The following is a 21,934-nucleotide window of genomic DNA, read 5'->3' as shown; positions in this document are numbered from 1 at the left end:
GTCGGCGACTCGGGCGTGACCAGCTCGGGATGCGCGGCCTCCAGGGCCTGCAGCTCCCGCATCAGGTCATCGTATGCCGCGTCCGAGATGGAGGGATCGTCGTAGACGTAATACCGGACGTTGTGCTGCTCGATTTCGGCGCGCAGGCGCGCCGCGGCCTGGGCCGCGGTTTCACCGCCAGAGGGGCTGCTCATTATGCAAAGACCCGTTGCGCGCGCGCGCTGCCGGCGGGCAGGCCAGCCTGCTCCAGCTGGCCGAACAGCACCTGCAGGCGCTCGTCGATCACGGTTTCGGAGCCATCGGCCAGCGGCTTGCCCTGGTCATCGACCAGTTCGGCGCGCAGGCGCGCGGCCAGCTCGCGGCCGACCTCGACCATGCGGCCGAAGGCGCGGCTGTCGGCCGGGCTGCAAGGCACGTCCAGCAGCAGATACAGGCGTTCGATGCCGCCCATGCCGGCGTCGAATGCGGCGCCGTCGGCGCGCGACAGCGTGAAATGGGCCACGCCGTTGTCCGACGGCCAGGCCAGGCGGCTGCCGTCGGCGACGAAACCGGTATCGCGGGCCACGTTCAGCACTTCGGCGGCGGGTTGCGCGCCGCCCAGCAGCAGCGTCAGGCCGACCTGGGTGTCCAGCGCGGCGCAAGTGTCGTCCAGGCGGGCGGCCTGCTCCAGCACGGCTTGCTGGTCCGGCCCCTCGATGGTGGCTTCGAAACGCTCGGCCAGGTCCTGGGCGCGCGCCCAGGCCTGCGACCATTCAATGGCGGTCAGCGGACCGCTGCGGTTGGCCAGCAGCACGGCCAGCGACATCGCGGCATAGCTCTCGCCGGCGTGGATGCGGGCGCGATGGCGGCCCTGGTCGGTGGTGGCGAACACGCGCATCGGCTTGCGGCCGACATGGCGCAGGCTTTGCAGGTAGGGCAGCACATCGGCGCCACGGGCCGGCTCGGCGAAATGGATTTCGATGACGACTTCGCAGGCGGGATCCGGTTCCTCGGCATCGTCGGCGTCGCTGCCAGCGTCCACCGGCACGGGCTGCTCGGGATGCGCGCGCGGCGCATCGCCGCCCATGCCCGGCTCGCGACGCGGCACGCCGGCGGCCGGAGCCGCCCCGGCGCCCAGCAGGGGATCCTGCTCGCTGGTCGGGAAATGGCTTTGCATCTTGCGCCGGACCCGGCGGTCCTGCCACCAGTTGAAGCCCAGCACCAGCAGTATCAGCAAGACGCCCAGGGCAATCAGCCCGATCTGCAAATCACTCATGTGTAAATCCCGCGCCGTCAGCCGGCGCCCTTCTGAATATTGGGTTTATGCCGCTTCGGAGGCCATTTGCACGGCCGAATCTATATCTACCGCAACAATACGCGAAACCCCCTGCTCTTGCATGGTCACGCCGACCAATTGCTTGGCCATCTGCATTGCGATCTTGTTGTGCGAGATGAACAGGAACTGCGTCTGCTCGCTCATGTTGCTGACCAGGTTGGCGTAGCGCTCGGTGTTGGCGTCGTCCAGCGGCGCGTCCACCTCGTCCAGCAGGCAGAACGGCGCGGGGTTGAGCTTGAACAGCGCGAACACCAGCGCCGTCGCCGTCAGCGCCTTTTCGCCGCCCGACAGCAGGTGGATGGTGCTGTTGCGCTTGCCCGGGGGCTGCGCCATCACCTGCACGCCGGCGTCGAGGATTTCCTCGCCGGTCATGGTGAGCTTGGCCTCGCCGCCGCCGAAGAGCTTGGGGAACAGCTCGCCGAAATGGCCGTTGACGGTATTGAAGGTCTCTTGCAGCAGCTCGCGGGTCTCGCGGTCGATCTTGCGGATCGCGTCTTCCAGGGTCTCGATGGCGGTCATCAGGTCCTGGTGTTGCGAGTCGAGGAAACCCTTGCGTTCGCGCGAGCTGTTCAGCTCGTCCAGCGCGGCCAGGTTGACCGAGCCCAGCGACTCGATCTGGCGCGAGATGCGCGAGACCTCAGATTGCAGCCAGCTGGCGCGGCGCCATTCGTCGGGCTGGTTGGCCAGTTCCTGGGCCAGCGCCTCGCGGTCGACCTCGCGGGCGTTGAGCTGCTCGGTGAATTGTTCCTCGGCCAGGCGGGCGGCCTGTTCCTGCAGTTGCAGTTCGGTGATGCGGGCGCGGCGCGGCTCCAGCAGGCGTTCCTGCGTCAGGCGGTCCTCGTCGGCGCCGCGCAGCAGGGCCGCCAGATTGTCCATTTCCTGGCGCGCGCGCGACAGCGCGTCCTCGCGCTCGGCGCGCAGTTCCAGCGCATCCTGCAGGCCTGCCTGCGAGGCCGAGGCGTCCAGCTCGGTCAGGTCGGCCTGGAGCTGTTCGAGCTCGACATTGGCGCGCTGGCTTTGATCGGCGGCCAGCTGGCGGTTGCGCTGCAGGTCGGTGATGCGGACCTGGACGCCGCGCTCGGCGAATTCCGCCTCCTGAGCGGCGCGCTCCAGCTCGCGCAGCTTGGCGCGGGCGGCCTCGGCCTGGGCGGCCAGGGTCTCGCCTTCGATCTCGGCGTCGGCGAAACGCGACTGATGCTCGGCCAGTTCCTCGTCCAGCGATTCGAAGCGGGCCTCGGCTTCCTCGCGCGTGGCGCGCAGGTCTTCCTCGTTGGCCGCGATTTCCTCCAGGTCCTGGCGCAGGCGCGAGGCGCGCTCGCCGGACTGCTCGGCCTGCTGTTGCAGACGCGAATGCTCGAGCTGGATGTCGTGCACGCGGCGCGTGACCTCGGCCACGCGCTGACGCGCCGGCGCGATCGACTGGGACACCTGCTGCCAGGCGACCTCGGCGCGGGCCACGGCGGCGCGGGTCTGGTCGGCGATCAGCTGCTGCGCCTTGATTTCGCGCTGCAGGTTCTCGATCTCCTGCTGGCGGGCCAGGAGGCCGGCCTGCTCGGAGTCGGGCGCGTAGAAGCGCACGCTGTGCGCGTCGACCAGATGGCCGGCCTTGACCACGCAGGCGGCGCCGGCGGGCAGCGTGGCGCGCATGGCCAGGGCCTGGGCCAGGTCAGGCGCGGTATAGACGCCCGCCAGCCACTCGTTGAGCAGCGTGCGCAGGTCGGGATCGGTGATGCGCAGCAGGCTGGCCAGCGGCGTCAGCCCGGCGGGCGCGGCCGGCGCGGGGGCCGCGACCGGCAATTGGTAGAAGGCCAGGCGGGCGGGCGGCGCGTCTTCGGCGAAGGCGCGGGCCCAATCCAGGCTGCGCACTTCCATCGAGGCCATGCGCTCGCGCATGGCCGATTCCAGCGCGGTTTCCCAGCCCGGCTCGATATGCAGTTTCTGCCACAGACGCTGCAGGCCGGCCAGCTCGTGCTTGGCCAGCCAGGGTTCCAGCGCGCCCTGCTTCTGCACGTCTTCCTGCAGCTTGACCAGGGCGGACAGGCGGGCCTCCAGGCGCGCCAGGCTCTGCACTTCGGTCTGGGCATCGCCCTGGGCGCGGCTGCGCTCGGCGTCGGCCTCGGGCACGCGGGCTTCCAGCTCGGCCAGTTGGCCCTGGGCCTCTTCGAGCTGGTCCTCGCCCGCGGCGCGGTCGCCAGCCAGCTGTTCCAGGCGCGCCGGATCCGGGCTGTGCAGTTCGCGCAATTCCTGCTGCAGACGTTCGCGGCGCTGTTCCAGCGCCTGCATCTGGCGGTCGGCGTCGCGCTGCGACTGCGCCACCAGGGCCAGGTTCTGCTCGACGCGCGCCAGGGCGGCGCGCATCTCGTCGCGGCCGCCGGCGGCTTCGCGCACGCGCTGCTCGACGTCGGGCAGCGACGCGTGGGCGTCCTCGGCGGCGGCGCGCGCCTCTTCGGTGCGGGCCGCGCCGGTGGCCAGGTCATCCTCGGCCTGGGCGATCTGTTCGGTGCAGTGCTCGCGCTGGGTGTTCCACTCGGCGATCTGCTGCTGCAATTGCTCGCGGCGCGCCTGCAGGCGGTTGCGCGAATCCACCACATGGCGGATCTCGGCCTCCAGGCGGCTGACCTGGGCATTGGCTTCGTAGAGCTGGCCCTGGGCGGAGTGGACGGCGTCGCTGGCGGCGTAGTGCGCCTGGCGGCGCGATTCCAGCTCGGCCTCGCCGGCGCGCAGGCCGGCGATGGCGGCTTCCAGCTCGTTCTGCGCCTGCTGCATTTCCTGGGCCTTGCGGGCGCGTTCTTCGCGCGCGCCGGTTTCCTTCAGGAACCACAGCGAATGCTGCTTCTTTTCGCCGTCGGCCTGCAGCTCGCGATAGCGCGTGGCGACTTCGGCCTGCGCCTCCAGCTTTTCGAGCTGGCTGTTCAGCTCGCGCAGGATGTCCTCGACCCGGGTCAGGTTCTCGCGCGTATCGGACAGGCGGTTCTCGGTTTCGCGGCGGCGCTCTTTGTAGCGCGATACGCCGGCGGCCTCTTCCAGGAACACCCGCAGTTCTTCTGGGCGCGCCTCGATCAGGCGGTTGATCATGCCCTGGCCGATGATGGCGTAGCCGCGGGCGCCCAGGCCGGTGCCCAGGAAGATGTCGTGGATGTCGCGGCGACGGACCTGCTGGTTGTTGACGAAATAGCTGCTGGTGCCGTCGCGGGTCAGCACCCGGCGCACCGCGATCTCGGCGTAGGTGCTCCACTGGCCGGCGGCGCGCCCTTCGCTGTTGTCGAACACCATTTCCACCGAGGCGCGCGCGGCCGGCTTTCGGTTGCCCGAGCCGTTGAAGATGACGTCCTGCATGGACTCGCCACGCAGCTCAGAGGCCTTGGCCTCGCCCAGCACCCAGCGCACGGCGTCGATGATGTTCGACTTGCCGCAACCGTTGGGGCCCACCACGCCCACCAGTTGGCTGGGCACGGGGATCACGGTGGGATCGACGAAGGACTTGAAGCCGGCGAGTTTTAGCTGAGTAAGACGCACAGTACGATGACGGACCGGGTGGTGGGTTGAACGAAAGGCGTTAACAGACCGGGACCTGCCGCGCAGATTGCAAACCGGCCCCAGGAGGGCCGGCGCGCATATGGCCCGTATGATACCGCAGGCGGTCTGTCCCCGAACGTGAACAAGCGTCAAGAGGCGTGACGCGCGCGCCATCCCGATCCGGTCAAACCACGGGCAAACGCCGAGCCGGGCGGGACTGTGCCACCGGCTATACTCCCTGACACTTTTTGGAACGGCACACTATTCAACCAGCAGGCTGGCCGGCTCGGGCCAGGCATCGGGGACATTCTTGAAACGTGGTTTCTATCTGGTCATGGCCGCGCAGGCCTTCTCATCATTGGCGGACAACGCGCTGTTCATCGCGGCGATCGCCCTGATACAGGAACTGCACGGGCCAGACTGGCTGGCGCCCATGATGAAATGGACCTTCGCCCTGGCCTACGTGGTGCTGGCCGCCTTCGTCGGCGCCTTCGCCGACTCCTTCCCCAAGGGCCGGGTGATGTTCAGCACCAATGCCCTGAAGGTCGCCGGCTGTCTGCTGATGTTCTCGTACGCCAGCCTGGGCATCGCCCCGGAATATCAGACGTATCTGGTGTGCGCGGCCTATGGCGTGGTCGGCATCGGCGCCGCCGCCTACTCGCCGGCCAAGTACGGCATCGTCACCGAAATGCTGCCGCCGTCCATGCTGGTCAAGGGCAACAGCTGGATCGAGGGCCTGACGGTGCTGTCCATCATCCTGGGCACCGTGTTGGGCGGCCTGCTGATCTCGTCGCACGTGTCCAACGCCTTGCTGCACCATTCCTTCATCGGCAAGCTGGTGCATTCGCCAGCCGAGGCAGCCATCCTGGTGATCGCCTTCGTCTACCTGCTGGCGGCCCTGTGCAACCTGATGATTCCGCAGACGCACGTGCGCTACCCGCCTCAGCAGAAGAACCCGATCAGGCTCATGGGCACCTTCTGGGGCTATGTCTGCGTGCTGTGGCGCGACAAGCTCGGCCAGATCTCGCTGGCCGTCACGACCCTGTTCTGGGGCGCCGGCGCCACGCTGCAGCTGATCGTCATCGAATGGGGTCGCAGCCACCTGGGCTACCAGCTCGACAAGGCCTCGATCCTGATGGGCGTGGCGGCGCTGGGCACCGTGGTGGGCTCAATCCTGGCCGGCCGCATTCCGCTGCGCCGCGCGCTGTCGGTGCTGCCGGTGGGCGCGGCCATGGGCCTGGTGGTGCTGCTGATGCCGCTGGTCTATGCCCCCTGGAGCGTCTACCTGCTGCTGCTGGTCACCGGCGGCCTGGCCGGCTTCTTCGTCGTGCCCATGAACGCCCTGCTGCAGCACCGCGGCCACGTGCTGCTGTCCGCCGGCCATTCCATCGCGGTGCAGAACTTCAACGAGCAGCTCAACATCCTGCTCATGGTCGCCATGTACACGCTGCTGCTGTGGCTGCAACTGCCGATCAACCTCATCATCGTGATGTTCGGCACCGTGGTCGCCGTGCTGATGGTGGTCTTCATGCGCTGGTGCAAGCGCAACCTGCAGGCCAATCCGGAGCTGCAGGAGCAGATCGGCCAGGAAGGTCACGGCCGGGCGCTGGGGGAGTAACCCACCCCCGAAGCGCCTTTGGCGCTTCCCCCTCAAGGGGGCGCCGCTGCGGACCGGAAGGATAATCCCACCCTAGAAGCGCTACGCGCTTCCCCCTCAAGGGCGCCGCTGCGGACCGGCAAAGCCGGCTCCGCGCGGCCTCGATTGAGGTGGCACTGTCGGATGGTCGTGCGTGTCTCTCGGGCGGCCCGTCTCAAGCATGCTGGCCAGCTCTGGCGCTTCAACGCGGCAGCGCCCATTCGGCGCGCATGCTGGCGGCGCGCCGTGCGCTCACACTTAATCGCTGAAATCAGACGGCGCGCGGATGCGCGCGTCAGTTCAGGCTGGCGGCCAGTTTCAGGTCTTGCCAGGCGCGGGACTTTTCCACCGGGCTGCGCAGCAGGTAGGCGGGGTGGTAGCTGACGATCACGGGGATCTGCGGGCCGGCGTCGGTCTTGAGCTGATGCACGCGGCCCCGCAGGCTGCCGATGGTGGCCTCGGTGCCCAGCAGCGTCTGGGCGGCGAAACGGCCCAGCACCAGGATGCGCTCGGGCTTGAGCAGCTCGATCTGGCGCATCAGGTAGGGGCTGCAGGCAGCGATTTCCTCAGGCTTGGGGTTGCGGTTGCCCGGCGGGCGGCACTTGATCACGTTGGCGATGAACACGTCGCGCTCGCGGCTCATGCCCACGGCCGACAGCATGGCGTCGAGCAACTGGCCCGAACGGCCGACGAAGGGCTGGCCCTGGCGGTCTTCCTGTTCGCCCGGCGCCTCGCCCACCACCAGCCAGCACGCCGGCTGGCCGCCATGGCCGAAGACCGCGTGGCGGCGTCCCTGGCACAGGCCGCAGGCGGTGCAGGACACGACCTGCTCGCGCAGCTCGTCCAGGGTGGCGTTGCGCACGCGCTCGGCGACGGGAATGACCGGCGCCTCGGCGACTTCCGGCTCTTGCTTGGCGACCGGCCTGGGCGGCGGGCCGCTGCGCACGGCCGGGGCGACGCGCGCCGGCGCGTCCGGCCCGGGCGCGGCCTGCGCCTGCGGCGCCGCTGCAACGGGCAGCGCGACCGGCGAGGCCGGGTCCGGACGTTCGACCTGAGCCGGACGGACGGACGCTTCCTTTTTCAAATCAATAACTTGCGCATCGGCCTGGCGGACAGCAGGCGCGGGCTTGAGCCACAGCTTCTCCATGCCGATCTCGCGCAGCCAGATGCGCTGCAACGGATTCACGCGCGGCGCGGCGACGCCAGCCGGCGGGATGGCGGACATGATGTCTTCGGGCGACCGGACGGCGTTCATGCTCAGGCTCCGCTCGCGTCGAAACGCTTTTGCATGACCAGGGCGTCCTCGCGTCCGCCCTTGTCCGCCGGGTAATAGCCGCGGCGCACGCCGATCTGCAGATAACCGTGCTTCTTATAGAAAGCGATGGCCGAGACGTTGGACGGCCGCACTTCGAGCAGCACGCCCTCCAGGCCGCGCTCGCGCGCGCGCTGTTCGCACCAGAGCATCAGCTCGCCGCCCAGCCCCTGCCGATGCAGGTTCCTGGCCACGGCGATGACCAGCAGATGGGCCACATCCGGCGCGAACATCAGGATACAGAAACCCGCCAGCTTGCCGTCCTGACGCAAGGTCCAGGCGCCATAGCCGGCCGCCAGCGCATCGGAAAAGTTGCCGCGCGTCCAGGGGAAGGACTGCACATTGGCTTCCAGCGCGACCACCTCGTCCAGATCGGCATCGGTCAGCGGCTGCGGCGTCGCCGGGATGGCCGGGCGCGCCTTGGGGTTGCCGCCTTCGCCGCGCATGCGCTCTGCGGTGGTGAAGGCGACCTTGTCTCTTACATAGAGTGGCGCGGCCAGTTCGGCCGGTACGGACTGGCCGCGCAGCCAGTCCTGGCGCGCCAGCCGCGCCACGCTGGCGGCTTCCGGACGCAGCGCGTCGACCCGTCGCCAGGCGGGCGCCGGCGCCATGTCGGCCGCATAAGCGTCCCAGGCATCACCCGCGATCAACAGCGGCGCATCCAGGCGCCAGCCGGATTGATGATGCTGCGCCCAGGGCACGACTTCGGCGGCGGCGATCAGCATGGGTTCCTGGAGCGTTTCCCAGGAAGCCTGCTCGTCGCCTTCCGTTCCTGCCCGTCGGTAGACGGCCAGATAGACTTCATTCATGCGGGCGTCCAGCGCCACCAGCACGGCCTGGCCCGGCGCGGCTCCCGCCTGCGCGGCCACCGCCAGGTGCGAAACCACGGGCAGCACGGGAATATCCAGTCCCAGGGCCATGCCCTGGGCCACGCCGCAGGCCACCCGCAAGCCGGTGAAACCGCCCGGCCCCTGGCCGAACGCCACGGCGGCCAGCGCGTCGGGGGCCAGTCCTGCCTCGGCCAGCAGTTCGCCGGCCATGGGCAGCAGCCGTTCGGCGTGCTCCTGGGATCCCTCGTGCTCGCGAACGGTGATGTCCAGCCGGCCGTCGGCCGCGCGCAACAGGGCTACGCCGCAGCGCGACGACGAGGTTTCCAGAGCCAGCAGGTTTAGTTCCATAGGTGCAGATTGTACGAAATTAGACGGCTTTGACCCGTCGAGAAGGGGGATTTCAACCAGGGCTCGCAATGTGTAATATCTTGTGAACGCCCTCTAGCCGCTGGTTCTTGTCACTGTTACATTTCCGGCCATGAACACTCAAAACACCACCCCCACCCGCAAAATCCTCGTCGTCGACGACGATCCGCGCTTGCGCGATCTGCTGCGCCGGTACTTGTCCGAGCAGGGATTCAACGTCTTCGTCGCCGAAGACGCCAAAGAGATGGGCAAACTCTGGCAACGCGAGCATTTCGACCTGCTCGTGCTGGATCTGATGCTGCCCGGCGAGGATGGCCTGTCCATCTGCCGCCGGCTGCGCGGTGGCCATGACAACACACCCATCATCATGCTGACGGCCAAGGCGGAAGAAATCGACCGCATCGTCGGCCTGGAGATGGGCGCGGACGACTACCTGTCCAAGCCGTTCAATCCTCGCGAGCTGCTGGCCCGGATCAACGCGATCCTGCGCCGCCGCGGCACCGAGGAACATCCCGGCGCCCCCAGCCAGGAAAACGAATCCATCGCCTTCGGCCCCTACGTGCTGAACCTGTCCACCCGCACGCTGACGCGCAACGGGGAACAGGTGCCCATCACCACGGGCGAATTCTCCGTGCTGAAGGTGTTCGCGCGCCATCCCAAGATTCCGCTGTCGCGCGACAAGCTGATGGAACTGGCACGCGGCCGCGAGTACGAAGCCTTCGACCGCAGCCTGGACGTGCAGATTTCCCGCCTGCGCAAGCTGATCGAACCGAACCCGTCCAAGCCCGTATTCATCCAGACCGTCTGGGGCCTGGGATACGTGTTCGTTCCGGACGGTGGCAGTTGATCGACAAGCCCGCCCCGGGCAGGAGCGCAGCCTCGTGCCCCGCTTGCGCAAAACCTTCAGGAACCTGACCTCGCGTCTGCGGCTGGGACTATTCGGCCGCACGTTCCTGTTGCTCGCCGCGCTGATGCTCGTCAGCCTGGGTGCGTGGCTACAAGTCTTCTTCAGCATGGAGCTGGGCCCGCGCGCCAACCAGATGGCGCAGCGGGTGATCACGGCCGTCAATATCACGCGCACCGCGCTGATCTACTCCCACGACGGCGAACGCAGCAAGCTCCTGCTCGACCTGGCCACCAATGAAGGCATCCAGGTCTATCCGCGCGAGGTGACCGACTACGCCGAGGCCCTGCCCGACGACGACTACTGGCAGCGCGTGGCGCAGCATATCCGCACGCGCTTCGGTCCCGAGACCCAGATCGCCTGGGGCGTGAACCAGGTGCCGGGCTTCTGGGTCAGCTTCCAGATCGAGAAAGAGCTGTACTGGCTGGTGTTCGAGCGCGAGCAGATCGGGCTGACCGGCGGCATCGAATGGCTGGGCTGGGGCGCGACCGCATTGCTGCTGTCGCTGGTAGGCGCGGCCGTCAGCGTGGGCTTCGTGAACCGGCCGCTGTCGCGGCTGGCGCGCGCGGCCCAGGTGCTGTCGCGCGGCGAGAACCCTGCGCCGCTGCCCGAGCAGGGGCCGCTCGAAATCCGTGACCTGAACGCCTCGTTCAACCGCATGGCCAAGGATCTGCGGCAGGCCGAGGCCGACCGGGAGCTGATGCTGGCAGGGATTTCCCACGACCTGCGCACGCCGCTGGCGCGCATGCGCCTGGAGATCGAGCTGAGCGGCGTGTCGGAAGACGCGCGCCAGGCCATCGACGAAGACCTGGGCCAGATCGACCACAGCATCGGCCAGCTCATGGAATACGCCCGCCCCGCGGGCACCCTGCCCCAGTTGGCGACGGACATTTCCGCCGTGCTGGCCGAACTCTACGAGCGCGAGCGCAGCCATACCGCCTCGCTGGGCGGCGAGCTGGACGCCTCGCTGGAGCCCGGCCTGCGCGCGCGCATCACCGCGCTGGACCTCAAGCGCATCGTCAGCAACCTGATCGAGAACGCCCGTCGCTACGGCCGTTCCGAAGACGGCATGGCGCATCTGGTCATGACACTGCAAGCTGAGGGCGGCATCATCGCCATCGAGGTATGCGACCGCGGACCGGGCATTGCGCCCGAGGACGTGGAGCGCCTGCTACGTCCCTTCTCGCGCGGCGAAGCCGCGCGCACCGGCGTCAGTGGCGCCGGCCTGGGTTTGGCCATTGTCGAGCGGCTGCTCAAGCATGTGGGCGGATCCCTGCGCATGCTCCCCCGCGAGGGGGGCGGTTTGACCGCGCGGATAGAGCTGCCCAAAGCCAAATTTAGGAATTATCAATTAGACAGTGAAAATCAATAGCGTAGAATTAGTGGTTTGAGGCACAGGCTTCATTCCACCGACAACACTAGGAGTAAACATGAAAACTGTTGGCGACAAACTCGAGCCCTTCAAGGTTACCGGCGTCAAGCCCGGCTTCAACCAGCATGAAGAAAACGGCGTGTCCGCGTTCGAAGACATCACCGAAAGCTCCTTCCCCGGCAAGTGGAAGGTGATTTACTTCTACCCGAAGGACTTCACGTTCGTGTGCCCGACCGAAATCGTCGGCTTCAACAAGCTGGCCAAGGATTTCGAAGACCGCGACGCCGTCCTGCTGGGCGGTTCGAGCGACAACGAATTCGTCAAGCTGGCCTGGCGCCGTGAGCACCCGGACCTGAACAAGCTGGGTCACTACCAGTTCGGCGACACCACCGGCGCCCTGATCGACCAGCTGGGCGTGCGTGAAAAGGGTGCTGGCGTTGCCCTGCGCGCCACCTTCATCGTCGATCCGGACAACACGATCCAGCACGTTTCGGTGAACAACCTGAACGTCGGCCGTAACCCGGAAGAAGTTCTGCGTCTGCTCGACGGTCTGCAAACCGACGAGCTGTGCCCGTGCAACCGTACGGTTGGCGGCGCCACGCTGTAATTTCCAGCCCGGCCAGGGGTTTGCATGCGCAAGCTCCTGCCGGGCTTTAACTGCGCTAGATTATAGGTAAAAACTATGGAATTCCTCTCCACCATCAAAGAACAGCTGCCGGATTGGGCCAAGGACATCCGCCTGAATCTGGACGCCGTGATCTCCCGCTCGACCCTGCCGGCCGAAGACGCCCTGGGTGCGGCGCTGGCCGCCGCCTATGCCGCGCGCAGCCCGTTCCTGGTCGAAGCCTTCAAGAGCGGCCTGTCCGAGACGGACGCCAATGCCGCGCTGTCCGCCGCCGCGCTGATGGGCATGAACAACATCTGGTATCCCTACGTGGAGATGGCCAACGATCCGCAACTCAAGAGCCTGCCGCCGCAACTGCGCATGAACGCCTATGCCACGCACGGCGGCGTCGAGAAAAAGCGCTTCGAGCTGTTCGCGCTGGTGGCCTCCATCGTCGGCAAGTGCCACTTCTGCGTCCAGTCGCACTATGAAATCGTGAAGAACGAAGGCCTGTCGACCGAACAGGTGCGCGACGCCGGCCGCATCGCCGCCGTCGTGAACGCCGCCGCGCTGGCGCTGACCGCCCAGGGCAAGTAAGCCTGAGCGGCCCCGCAGCAACAGGAACGAGCGCGGCAATCCCGCGCTCGTTTTCGTTCAACGCGGGATCGGTTCAACCGTGTAGGGACGCTTCATCTGATAGAGCGTTTCCATGCCCAGCCATTTGTCGAAGATGGCCTGGATCTCGCCGGACGCTTCCATCGCCTGCAAGGCGCCGTTGACGGCGGCCAGCAGGCCTGCCTCGTTCTTGCGTACGCCCAACCCCCAGTATTCGCGCCCGACGGCAGGATGCAGCACGGCGAATTGCGACGCGGACGGCCCCAATTTGCTGATCAATTTGCGCAGCACCTCTTCCGACGTGCTCACGGCATCGACCTTGCCCTGCACCAACGCCGTAAAGGCCGTGGGAGTATCCTCGAATCCCACCACGCTCGCCGTCGGCAGGACCTCATTGAGATAGTTCTCGGCGATACCGCCCTTCACGTAGCTGATGCGCTTTCCAGACAAATCCGGCCGGGAGGCGTAACCCCGGCTGGCCTTGACCGCCAGCACATTCTCGCTGACGTAATAGATATCCGAGAAATCCACCTGTGCCGCGCGTTGCGCGGTGTATGCCAGGCCCGCGGCCAGCAGGTCCATGCGGCCCCGCTGCAGTTCCGGAATCCGCGCCTCGATGGACACGGGCCGGATCTCCGCCCTGACATTCAATCGCCTGGCAACAGCCTCGCACACATCCACGTCGTAGCCGACCAGGATCCGGTTTGCCGAATCGATGTAGCTGAATGGCTCGAACGTATCCAGCACGCCACATGTCAAGGTGCCGTGCGCCTGGATGTCGGCCAATTGATCCGCCTGCGCCTGGACATGCGCCAGCGCGACCAGGAGGCCCGACAGGGCGATTGCGCGCCTGAGTATCTTGTTCATGAAACGCTCCACGTAAGAGTTGAAGAACGAAATCTGAAAGACGAAAGGACAAAAATTGCTCGACGATGCAACAGACGCGCCCGCGGCTATCGGACAAGAAAGCCGTGCCTGAGCGGATCGCGCTCGTCCAGCACCCAGGTGGCGAACCCGTGGATGTGGGCCGTGCCCGAGACTTCGGGAATGACGGCCGGCATATCAGCTACCAGGGTTTCGCGTATCACCTTCGCGCTGAACGTGGTGCCGATGACGGATTCATTGACCAGGGTGTCCTCCCTGCGCAACCGACCACGCAGATAGAGCTGCGCCGCGCGCCCGGCGGTCCCGGAACCCGTGGGAGAACGGTCGACCTCCCGGTCGGCGAAGACGCAGCAGTTCGCCTGCGTCGAACCGGAGTGACGCGGATCTCCGTCGATGATGGTTCCGTAGATATGATTGATTTCCGGAATATCCGGATGCGCAACGGGAAACGCCCGATTGGCGGCTTCTTTCACTTCGGCGCCGAAACGCTTGAGCGCCTCGATCGAGGACTCGCGGATGGACAGGCCGTGGGGCCGTCCATCGACATAGAAATAGAACGCGCCGCCGTAGGCGATATCTCCGCTCACCGTGCCGAACGTGGGCGTCTGAACCGAGACATCGCGACGGTAGATGAACGACGGCACGTTGATGAAGCGCACGCCGCCCGCATGCGAGCCGTCCCATTCGACGTGGGCCTCGATGAAACCGCAGGGCGCGTCCAGGCCCACGCGTGTTTCGGGAATCGCGCGCTGCACCCACCCCAACTCGACGGCCGCGGTCGCCAGCGCGATCACGCCGTGGCCGCAATGGTCGCTGTAGCCTTCGTTGTGCAGGAAGATGATGCCGAAATCCGCGTCCGGCGAGACGGGCGGCGTCAGGTAGCCACCATACATGTCGGCATGGCCGCGCGGCTCGAACATCAGGGCCTGCCGGATCTCATCGGCATGATTCCTGAGCCAGGCGCGGCGCTGGACGATGGACGCCCCCGGCAAGCGCGGCAAGCCGGACGTGACGATACGGAACGGTTCGCCGCCCGCATGCGCCTCGACCGTGCTGATGGTTCTGGTGATGTGCATGAATGTCTTCCCTGTCTTGAAAAATGCGCCGGCTCAGCGTCCGGCCTTGAGCGCCCTGACCGCGAGTCGGGCTGCGGCCAGATCCCAGGCCGCAGTGCCGACGCTCTTGAACACCGCGGGCCGAGTCCGGTCAGGCGCAACGCGCAGCGCCGCCGCCAGCGGCCGCACCCGGCCCCAATCGACGCCCGCCCGCAGCAGGTCGCCCGCCTCCAGACGGGCGCCGGGCAGGTCGTCCGCATAAACATCGCTGCCATCCAGCGTCGTCTTTCCGAGTTCGGCCATTTCCGGTTTGAAAGCCCCCACGCCGATGACCAACCGGCCGGGGACGGCCGGTTCGTCGTACACAGGCATGGCGCTGGTGGTCAGAGTGATCACCACGTCCACGTCGCCGGGCACCTTGCCAGCGCAGGATGCCGCCTGATCCAGGCCCTGCGCCTCGCAGAACGCCGCGCTGGCGGCCGCATCCAGTCCGCGCACCCGGATGCGGCATCCGGGATGCAGCGCCCGCAGGGCATGCAGGTGATGACGCGCCTGCTCGCCGGTGCCGACCAGCAGCGCGCTCTCAGGCGCCTTGCCCGACAAGGCGCGGATCGCGAGCAGGGAGAGGGCCGCCGTCCTGCGGCCGGTCACTTCGGGCCCGTCCAGCAGGCATAGCGGCCGGCCCGTTGCCGCATCGCAAACGGTCACGGCGCCGTGTATGGTCGGCAGTCCCGCGGCTGCATTGGCAGGCTGCACATTCGCCAGCTTGTGTATGCCGATGTCCGCGGCGGCGGCCGGCATGCTGAGCAAGACGCCGCCCTCCCCCAACGGCACCATCAGCCGCTCGGGACTGACGATCAGGCCGGCCTCCAGTTCCAGCACGGCCGTGGCCAGCGCGTCGACCAGGGCATGGAAATCAAGCAGCGAAGCGGTGCGAGCCCGGTCGCAAATCGCGAACTGGACCGCGGCGGCCGGTTCGGCCAAGGCGCAAGCATGGGTAGACATGAAGACTCCTGATGGGGCCGCTTCAAGCACGGCGGATATCCGAAAGAAAGGCTTGCGCGCGGGGATGCGAAGGGCGCTCGAAGAACGGCTCCGGATCCGCCTGCTCCAGCAGCGAACCGCGATCCATGAACCAGACCCGATCGGACACTTCGCGAGCGAATTTCATTTCATGGGTCACGCAGACCATGGTCATGCCTTCGGCGGCCAGGGCTTTCATGACGGCCAGCACTTCACCCACCATTTCCGGATCCAGCGCGCTGGTCGGCTCGTCGAACAGCATCACGGGCGGCTTCATTGCCAGGGCCCGGGCAATCGCCACGCGCTGCTGCTGGCCGCCGGACAGCTGGTTTGGATAGGCACGCTCCTTCTGGCCTAAACCGACCTTGGCCAGCAGTTCCGACGCCAACTGGTACGCCTGCTCGCGGCACGCCCGATTCACCCACAGCGGACCGCAAGCCACGTTCTGCAAGACCGACAGATGCGGAAACAGGTTGAACTGCTGGAACACGAAACCGATATGGCTGCGCATCCGATCGATGTCGATGCCGGCTGCCTGCACGTCCTGGCCGTTGACGCGGATCGAACCGGCGTCGATCTGCTCCAGCCGGTTCAGCGTGCGGATCAAGGTTGACTTCCCCGACCCGGAGGGTCCGCAAAGCACGACCACCTGGCCGCTGCGGACATCAGCGGTGACATCCACCAACGCGTGGTACTCGCCATACCATTTATGGACGCCATCGAGCGCGATCATCGCGGGCGCGGAACCGGGAACAGCGGGCGAAACAGGCATGGACGTCATGGTCAGCTCGATACGGCGTTGGACAAGGGGCCGGACGATGCGTCGGCCGGGCTGCGGACGTCTCGGCGCACGCCCCTGGCCTCCAGCGCGCGCACGGTCTGGGTCAGCGCGAAGCAAATGATGAAATAGGCCAGGGACAGCACCAGGAACACGGCCAGCGGCTGCGTCAGCACGCTGTTGTTCACCTGATTCGCGGCATAGGTGATCTCTTGCACGCCGATCACATAGCCCAGCGAGGTGTCCTTGATCGTGGTCACGAACTGGCCGACCATGCTGGGCAGCATGTTGGCGATCGCCTGCGGCAGGACGATCCTGCGCATGCGCGTCCAGTAGCCCATGCCCAGCGCGCAGGCCGCTTCCATCTGGCCGCGCGGAATGGACTCGATGCCGGCGCGGACGATTTCAGCCAGGTAGACCGATTCGAAAATGACCAGCGTCACCGCCATGGTCGTGAATCCGGCCACGGGGCGCCCCAGGATCATCGGCACGATGAAATACGCGCCGAAGATCAGCATGACCAGTGGAATGCTGCGCACCAGGTAGCGCATCACCGTGGCGGGCAGCCGGATGCCGCGATACGGGCTGAGCTGGGCAAGCGCCAGCAGCACGCTGAACGGAAACGCCAGGCCAACGCCGATCAGCGACAACAGCAGCGTGGCGGCGATGCCGCCCAGCGGCCCGTTGGGATAGGTGCCGACGAGAAACAGCAGCCAATATTCGCTGACGATATCGAGCATGGCTCAGCGCCCCTTGATCCGAAGGCGGCGGCCCAGTCGGCTGCCCGTGTAGAGCAGAACGAGCGCGACCGCGACATAAAGCGCCGTGCCGATGCCATAGGACTCGAACGTCCTGAAGCTCTTGCTTGCCACGTCCTTGACGGCGTAGGTCAGCTCCATCACTCCCAGCACCATCGCCAGCCCTGTCGTCTTGACCAGCATCACCGCTTCGCTGGTCAGCGGCGGAATCGACGCCCGCAGCGCCTGCGGCAGCATCACCCGCCGCATGGCGCCCGCATGACTCAGGCCCAGCGCACGGGCGGCCTCCATCTGACCGCCGGAAATGCTGCGCATGCCGCTGCGGATGTGCTCGGCGACGTAGGCGGCGTAATACAGGCCGATGGCCAGGCAGGCAAACCAGAATTCGCCGTGGTTGGCATTGGCCAGGTCCTGCAATGCTTGCGGCAGCGCGCTGCTGACGCCGAAGTACCACAGGAAGATATGCACCAGCGGCGGCACATTGCGCTGGAACTCGACGAAGGCCGCGACCAGCCCCTGCAGGATCCTGATCCGCGTCATGCGCAGCAGCACAAGCCCGAGGCCCAGGCAGAACGCCAAGACCCCGCTCACGGCGGCCAGGGCCAGCGTCACCGCCAGGCCGCTCAGCAGGAATGCGCCGTAGTCATTGATGAGCGGCATGTCGGATCGGCCCCAGGTTGCGTTGCGGACCGGCGGCCTGCGCCAGGCCCGGTTTCGTGCGCCACGGCTGTGATGCTTGCTTGCGCATCGTGGTCTCCCCCTGCCGTTCATGCGGCAAATTGGTCTGGTCTGGAACAGCTTTCCGCCCTTCCCGCTCTTGTTTCCCGCCCAGGTCGACACAGGCTGGCGCAGTGGCCATTTTTCGATCCAGTTTTGGAGAACTTCCGCGAAACTTACCCCAAGCGATGACCAAAATCTGCCTAGATCGCCGATATCGCGCTTTTCCAGGACCAGTCCGAGACAACTTCGACGGAATCGCGCCGCGGCAAGGCCTGCTGCCCGTCATGCGTGACTAAACTGGCCCCGTTCATCACCAGCCAGGAAACCGTGGTCATGAAAACGTACCGGCCAGCCGTACCCTTCGTGTTTCGCCCCAAGCAGATCTATGAGCAGGTCGCCGACCAGATCCGGGCCGGCATTGCCGCGGGCGCCTACGCGCCCGGCGCCCGGCTGCCGTCGGAGCGCGAGCTTGCCCAGCGCATGAACGTCAGTCGGCCCGCCGTGCGCGAAGCGATCGGCGCTCTGCAGAACGAAGGCCGGGTGGTGACGCGCCAGGGATCGGGCACCTATGTCCGCGAAGGCCTGGCGCCGGCCTCCCCGGCACAGCCGGCCGCGACCGCGCACGCGGATTTCAGCCCTGGCAGCACGCTGGAAGTGCGCCTGCTCATCGAGCCGGCGATTGCGCGCCTGGCCGCCCGGCGAGGCCAGCGCGATGAACAGGCGGAGCGCTATCTGCGCGAAATGGCCGCGGTCCGGAACATCGCCGATCCCGCGCAACAAGTGTTGTGGAGCGAATGCGACCGGCTCTTTCACCGGCAGCTGGCCGTAATGACGCAAGACGCGCTGATCATGAAAATCGCCGACGAGATCGCCGGCAGCATGAGCCAGCCGCTATGGCAGCGGCTGCGCGATGACGGCATCTACGACGAGGATCGGATTCAGCTCTATGTCGCGGAACACCGTCTGATCTATGAAGCGATCAGTTGCGGCGACGAGGACGCGGCCGCCTTCTACGTCCAGGGCCATCTGAAGCGGGTGCGCAAGGACATCGCCACGCGCGAATGAACCCGGCGGACGAATCAGCAAGCGGACCAGCGAAAAAAAACCGCCTGCACGATGCAGGCGGTTTTCCCTTGTACCCGCGCCCTTCGGCGCCGGCGGAAGATCACTGCGTCTTCGGCGGCATGGTCGAGGTGGTCGGCAGGCCGTAGGCCACCCAGGTCTCGACGCCGCCGCGATACCAGTAGACGGTCCAGCCCAGCGTGCCGGCGCGCAGCGCCGCGTTGTAGGACGAGCGGTCATTCATGCCCGCGCCCAGGAACACGATGGGCTGGTCGCGCTTGCCGCCGGTCTTCTTCATCAGCCAGGCATCCAGATCGGCTTGCAGGCCGTCCGTCACGCTGCCGTCCGAACCGGCGTCGGGCAGCGAATAGCCGATGGGCAGCGTGTCCTTCAAGCCGCTGGTGTCGACGAGGATGAGGTTCTTGTCCTTCTTCAACAGCGACACCAGATCCCCGGTGGTGATGATCTGCGCGCGATAGATCTTGTTGGGCGTCGGCCCCTTGTAGGGCGCCGTGAACAGCATGGTCGTGGGCGGCACGCCCATGTCCTTGAGTTCATCGATGGAACCCGGCGGCTGTCCCTGTCCCTGTCCCTGTCCCTGGCCTTGACCCTGGCCCTGTCCTTGACCTTGGCCTTGACCCGGCTGCCGCTGCGGCGCGCCCGGCGCCGAGCCACCCTTGTTGGGCACGACCTCGCCGTTGACGGTGCCCATCTCGATGTCGGAAATCATCACCGCGATGTTCTCGATCAGCTCGTAGCACATCGTGATCGAGCCTTCGCGCGGGCTGTACCAGGCGTTCAGCTTGCCGCAGTCCTTGAAGACCACGTTCACCGGCCGCGGCAGCACATAGGTCTGGCCCAGCAGCTTGATGTTGTCGCCGATCGGCTGGGCCAGCGTCTCTGCGAACAGGTTGCCGATCTTGCGACGCGACGGCTCGAACACCACGTTCACGGGCGCGCCGGGCGCGTTGGCCGGCTGCAGGCCCTCGGGCGACCAGGTGCCCACGCGGGTATGCGGCGCCAGGATCTTGTGCCAGGCGCGGTTCTGCTTGTTGAACTCGTCCGCGCAACGCGCCTTGGTGCGATCCTCCAGGCCGACGCTCTTGGTCACGGACTCGAACACGCCGGGGTTGCCGCCGTACATGATGCACAGCATGTTGCGGAAGCGCTTCAGGTCGCCCGTGTGCTCGTCCTGCCAGGCCGAACCGGACGACGCGCCGCGGTTCTCGGCCAGCTTGCCGCTGTAATACCACTGCAAGGCGGCGTAGATCGCGCCCTCCTTGACCATGGTGTTCACGTCCTGGTTGTCCGACGGGTACATGGTCGGCTCGACGATCTTCAGCGCTGCGTAGATGTCGACCGCGTCCTCTTCGGCGCCGGTCGAGGGCAGCTCCAGTTCGCCGATCAGCGCGTGGCCGAATTCGTGCAGGAAGATGCTGCGCATGATGCCGACGTACACCGACACGATGCGCATGTTGTCACCGCCGAAGCGCGGATACGGGCCCTCGCCCCGCAAGGGCGAATCGGCGCCGCCTTGCTGCCTGGGCGGGTTGCCCGCCGCGCCGCCACCGCTGCCGCCACTCCCGCCGCCACCACCGCGCGCGGGCAGGCCGCCCGCGGCCGGCGCCGGCTTGGCATCGGCCTCGCCCGCCGTGACGGCGAAGTCGGCAATGCCGAAGGTGCCGACGTCATAGGCCATGATGCCGATCTGCGAACCGGTCGCGGGTTCGTCCCTGACGTCACCGATCTTCTGGCCGTTGACGATGAAGCGCGCCGCGCCGGGCAATTCGACCACGCGGATGCGGTCGGAGCCATCCAGCTTGGCGACATTCGGCACCGAGGCGATATCGCGGCGCTTGTCACCCTGCAGGCAGAACAGGAGCGTGTTCTTGTCGGCCGTCAGTTCAAGCAGGCACAGGCTCTTGTTGGCGCGGTTGTTCAGCACCACGCCGATCGAAGCCTTGGGATTCGGCGAATTGACCACCACATTCACGTCGGTCACTCGGCCAGACTCCGGCGCAGGCCCGACGTTCATGTACAGCGTCTGTTCGCTGCCCGGCGTCGAAGTGTTGCGCAGTGTGAACCAGCCATCCTCCACGCCAGCGGTCCAGCCTTGCAGCATCTGCTGCTGGACCGCGCCGGCCAGCGGGCCGAGCTGCTGCTGGTATTGGGCAAGGGCGGGCGTGCTGAAAGCGCCCACGATGGAAAGCAGAGCGATGCCGCGTAGACGCATCCGGAGTCTCTAAGTAGTCAAATTTGAGTAGCGCAGAATATTCCAGATTGATGCGGCCCGCTTATTCATTTGTTAAAGATGTATCAAAACAAACGACGCGCGGGAACTGCGGCAGATGTCGTTTGTCGCGTGTGCCGCTACGCCTGGGAATCGACGTGCGCCAGCAGCGCCACGACCGTCGCCGCGATGCCTTCCTTGCGGCCCAGATAGCCCAGTCCCTCGTTGGTCTTGGCCTTGATGTTGACCTCGGTGACGGCCAGGCCGGTATCGGCCGCGATGTTCGCCGCCATGGCGGCGGCGTGCGGGCCGATCTTCGGCGCCTGCGCGTGCACGGTGGCGTCGATGTTCACCGGCGCCCAGCCGGCCTGGCGCACGCGCGCCATGGCCTCGCGCAGCAGCTTGCGGCTGTCGGCGCCCTTGAAGGCCGGATCGGTGTCGGGAAAGTGGCGGCCGATGTCGCCCAGCCCGGCCGCGCCCAGCAGCGCGTCGGTCACGGCGTGCAGCAGCACGTCGGCGTCGGAATGCCCCAGCAGGCCGTGCGTGTGCGGGATCGTCACGCCGCCGATGATGAGGGGCCGGCCTTCGACCAGCGCGTGCACGTCGAAGCCCTGGCCGACGCGGAAAGGAATGCTCATAACCATTTTTCCATCAGTTCGAAATCGTCCGGCCAGGTCACCTTGAAGTTGCGCAGGGAACCCGGCACCAGCCTGGGCGCATAGCCCGCGGCCTCGATGGCCGACGCCTCGTCGGTCACCGCCACGCCCGCCACCGCCGCCGCCGTCAGAGCGTCGCGCAGCGCGCCGGCGCGGAACATCTGCGGCGTCTGGGCCAGCCACAGGCCGTTGCGGTCCAGCGTGCGCTCGACGCGTTCATGGCCGCCCTTGACCGTGTCCGCCACCGGCAGGGCCAGCAGGCCGCCCACCGGATCTTCCAGGCAGGCGTCGATCAGC

General features: G+C 66.8%; 20 protein-coding genes. 6 read left to right on the top strand and 14 right to left on the bottom strand.

The features are described 5' to 3' along the window. The 3 genes from KDH83_RS19375 to smc all read right to left on the bottom strand — a co-directional run. Positions 1-194 (bottom strand): hypothetical protein (locus tag KDH83_RS19375; RefSeq protein WP_212318871.1); only part of this gene is annotated, 194 nt, incomplete at its 3' end. Beyond that, the gene (locus KDH83_RS19370) at positions 194-1,255 is read right to left on the bottom strand and encodes a cell division protein ZipA C-terminal FtsZ-binding domain-containing protein (protein WP_212318869.1); all 1,062 of its coding nucleotides are present in this window, start codon (positions 1,253-1,255) and stop codon (positions 194-196) included. The genes KDH83_RS19370 and KDH83_RS19375, both read right to left, overlap by 1 nt. A gap of 45 nt (positions 1,256-1,300) precedes the next feature. Continuing rightward, positions 1,301-4,831, bottom strand: a complete 3,531-nt coding sequence (smc, locus tag KDH83_RS19365) for a chromosome segregation protein SMC (protein WP_212318867.1) — start codon at positions 4,829-4,831, stop codon at positions 1,301-1,303. A 310-nt stretch (positions 4,832-5,141) separates the two neighbouring features. Here smc and lplT point away from each other — a divergent pair, with 310 nt between their 5' ends. Continuing rightward, positions 5,142-6,449, top strand: coding sequence for a lysophospholipid transporter LplT (gene lplT / locus KDH83_RS19360; protein ID WP_212318865.1), 1,308 nt, complete (start codon positions 5,142-5,144; stop codon positions 6,447-6,449). A gap of 313 nt (positions 6,450-6,762) precedes the next feature. Here the strand turns inward: lplT and KDH83_RS19355 are convergent, their stop codons facing one another. After that, positions 6,763-7,692: a uracil-DNA glycosylase gene (locus KDH83_RS19355; RefSeq protein ID WP_212318877.1), complete on the bottom strand. Its 930-nt coding sequence runs from the start codon at positions 7,690-7,692 to the stop codon at positions 6,763-6,765. Between the two features lie 32 nt (positions 7,693-7,724). After that, complete coding sequence (tsaB, locus tag KDH83_RS19350; RefSeq protein ID WP_212318863.1) at positions 7,725-8,957, bottom strand: tRNA (adenosine(37)-N6)-threonylcarbamoyltransferase complex dimerization subunit type 1 TsaB; 1,233 nt, start codon at positions 8,955-8,957, stop codon at positions 7,725-7,727. Between the two features lie 130 nt (positions 8,958-9,087). On the opposite strand from tsaB, the gene ompR reads away from it, so the two are divergent. From ompR to KDH83_RS19330, 4 genes are all read left to right on the top strand, one after another. Continuing rightward, positions 9,088-9,822: a two-component system response regulator OmpR gene (gene ompR, locus KDH83_RS19345; protein WP_003813882.1), complete on the top strand. Its 735-nt coding sequence runs from the start codon at positions 9,088-9,090 to the stop codon at positions 9,820-9,822. A 34-nt stretch (positions 9,823-9,856) separates the two neighbouring features. Further along, complete coding sequence (locus KDH83_RS19340; RefSeq protein ID WP_212318861.1) at positions 9,857-11,251, top strand: ATP-binding protein; 1,395 nt, start codon at positions 9,857-9,859, stop codon at positions 11,249-11,251. Positions 11,252-11,309: 58 nt separating this feature from the next. Continuing rightward, positions 11,310-11,858, top strand: coding sequence for a peroxiredoxin (locus KDH83_RS19335; protein WP_006389231.1), 549 nt, complete (start codon positions 11,310-11,312; stop codon positions 11,856-11,858). A gap of 75 nt (positions 11,859-11,933) precedes the next feature. Continuing rightward, positions 11,934-12,452: a carboxymuconolactone decarboxylase family protein gene (locus KDH83_RS19330; protein ID WP_212318859.1), complete on the top strand. Its 519-nt coding sequence runs from the start codon at positions 11,934-11,936 to the stop codon at positions 12,450-12,452. A gap of 57 nt (positions 12,453-12,509) precedes the next feature. On the opposite strand, the gene KDH83_RS19325 is transcribed toward KDH83_RS19330, so the two are convergent. The 6 genes from KDH83_RS19325 to KDH83_RS19300 form a co-directional block, all read right to left on the bottom strand. Continuing rightward, positions 12,510-13,337: an ABC transporter substrate-binding protein gene (locus KDH83_RS19325; RefSeq protein WP_212318857.1), complete on the bottom strand. Its 828-nt coding sequence runs from the start codon at positions 13,335-13,337 to the stop codon at positions 12,510-12,512. Positions 13,338-13,423: 86 nt separating this feature from the next. Then, the gene (gene lhpH, locus KDH83_RS19320) at positions 13,424-14,431 is read right to left on the bottom strand and encodes a trans-3-hydroxy-L-proline dehydratase (protein ID WP_212318855.1); all 1,008 of its coding nucleotides are present in this window, start codon (positions 14,429-14,431) and stop codon (positions 13,424-13,426) included. Between the two features lie 33 nt (positions 14,432-14,464). Then, on the bottom strand, positions 14,465-15,415 hold the full coding sequence (gene lhpI, locus KDH83_RS19315; protein WP_212318853.1) for a bifunctional Delta(1)-pyrroline-2-carboxylate/Delta(1)-piperideine-2-carboxylate reductase: 951 nt from the start codon (positions 15,413-15,415) through the stop codon (positions 14,465-14,467). A 22-nt stretch (positions 15,416-15,437) separates the two neighbouring features. Then, positions 15,438-16,166, bottom strand: coding sequence for an amino acid ABC transporter ATP-binding protein (locus KDH83_RS19310; protein ID WP_212318875.1), 729 nt, complete (start codon positions 16,164-16,166; stop codon positions 15,438-15,440). Positions 16,167-16,216: 50 nt separating this feature from the next. Then, positions 16,217-16,951, bottom strand: coding sequence for an amino acid ABC transporter permease (locus tag KDH83_RS19305; RefSeq protein WP_212318851.1), 735 nt, complete (start codon positions 16,949-16,951; stop codon positions 16,217-16,219). Between the two features lie 3 nt (positions 16,952-16,954). Further along, on the bottom strand, positions 16,955-17,629 hold the full coding sequence (locus KDH83_RS19300; protein ID WP_212318850.1) for an amino acid ABC transporter permease: 675 nt from the start codon (positions 17,627-17,629) through the stop codon (positions 16,955-16,957). A gap of 393 nt (positions 17,630-18,022) precedes the next feature. On the opposite strand from KDH83_RS19300, the gene KDH83_RS19295 reads away from it, so the two are divergent. Further along, a complete protein-coding gene (locus KDH83_RS19295; protein ID WP_212318873.1) occupies positions 18,023-18,754 on the top strand; it encodes a GntR family transcriptional regulator in 732 nt (243 codons plus the stop codon). Positions 18,755-18,854: 100 nt separating this feature from the next. On the opposite strand, the gene KDH83_RS19290 is transcribed toward KDH83_RS19295, so the two are convergent. From KDH83_RS19290 to KDH83_RS19280, 3 genes are all read right to left on the bottom strand, one after another. Further along, positions 18,855-20,984 (bottom strand): DUF4344 domain-containing metallopeptidase, encoded by a 2,130-nt coding sequence (locus tag KDH83_RS19290; RefSeq protein ID WP_212318848.1) that lies wholly within the window; start codon positions 20,982-20,984, stop codon positions 18,855-18,857. Positions 20,985-21,121: 137 nt separating this feature from the next. Then, positions 21,122-21,619 (bottom strand): 2-C-methyl-D-erythritol 2,4-cyclodiphosphate synthase, encoded by a 498-nt coding sequence (gene ispF / locus KDH83_RS19285; protein WP_212318846.1) that lies wholly within the window; start codon positions 21,617-21,619, stop codon positions 21,122-21,124. Continuing rightward, positions 21,616-21,934 (bottom strand): 2-C-methyl-D-erythritol 4-phosphate cytidylyltransferase (locus KDH83_RS19280; protein WP_212318844.1); only part of this gene is annotated, 319 nt, incomplete at its 5' end. The genes ispF and KDH83_RS19280, both read right to left, overlap by 4 nt.

The sequence above is a fragment of the Achromobacter sp. Marseille-Q0513 genome (assembly GCF_018195695.1).
Lineage (GTDB): Bacteria > Pseudomonadota > Gammaproteobacteria > Burkholderiales > Burkholderiaceae_B > Achromobacter.
The sequence above is the reverse complement of the archived record's forward strand: the minus strand, read 5'-3'. Positions and strand labels throughout refer to the sequence as shown.

Bases quoted from the DNA above. Each gene is read 5' to 3' on its own strand.
- KDH83_RS19305 (WP_212318851.1), bottom strand. From the start codon at position 16,951: ATGCTCGATATCGTCAGCGAATATTGGCTGCTGTTTCTCGTCGGCACC.
- ompR (WP_003813882.1), top strand. From the start codon at position 9,088: ATGAACACTCAAAACACCACCCCCACCCGCAAAATCCTCGTCGTCGAC.
- KDH83_RS19335 (WP_006389231.1), top strand. From the start codon at position 11,310: ATGAAAACTGTTGGCGACAAACTCGAGCCCTTCAAGGTTACCGGCGTC.
- lhpH (WP_212318855.1), bottom strand. From the start codon at position 14,431: ATGCACATCACCAGAACCATCAGCACGGTCGAGGCGCATGCGGGCGGC.
- KDH83_RS19330 (WP_212318859.1), top strand. From the start codon at position 11,934: ATGGAATTCCTCTCCACCATCAAAGAACAGCTGCCGGATTGGGCCAAG.
- ispF (WP_212318846.1), bottom strand. From the start codon at position 21,619: ATGAGCATTCCTTTCCGCGTCGGCCAGGGCTTCGACGTGCACGCGCTG.
- KDH83_RS19295 (WP_212318873.1), top strand. From the start codon at position 18,023: ATGAAAACGTACCGGCCAGCCGTACCCTTCGTGTTTCGCCCCAAGCAG.
- KDH83_RS19300 (WP_212318850.1), bottom strand. From the start codon at position 17,629: ATGCCGCTCATCAATGACTACGGCGCATTCCTGCTGAGCGGCCTGGCG.
- KDH83_RS19310 (WP_212318875.1), bottom strand. From the start codon at position 16,166: ATGATCGCGCTCGATGGCGTCCATAAATGGTATGGCGAGTACCACGCG.
- KDH83_RS19290 (WP_212318848.1), bottom strand. From the start codon at position 20,984: ATGCGTCTACGCGGCATCGCTCTGCTTTCCATCGTGGGCGCTTTCAGC.
- KDH83_RS19325 (WP_212318857.1), bottom strand. From the start codon at position 13,337: ATGAACAAGATACTCAGGCGCGCAATCGCCCTGTCGGGCCTCCTGGTC.
- lhpI (WP_212318853.1), bottom strand. From the start codon at position 15,415: ATGTCTACCCATGCTTGCGCCTTGGCCGAACCGGCCGCCGCGGTCCAG.
- KDH83_RS19355 (WP_212318877.1), bottom strand. From the start codon at position 7,692: ATGTCCGCCATCCCGCCGGCTGGCGTCGCCGCGCCGCGCGTGAATCCG.
- tsaB (WP_212318863.1), bottom strand. From the start codon at position 8,957: ATGGAACTAAACCTGCTGGCTCTGGAAACCTCGTCGTCGCGCTGCGGC.
- KDH83_RS19370 (WP_212318869.1), bottom strand. From the start codon at position 1,255: ATGAGTGATTTGCAGATCGGGCTGATTGCCCTGGGCGTCTTGCTGATA.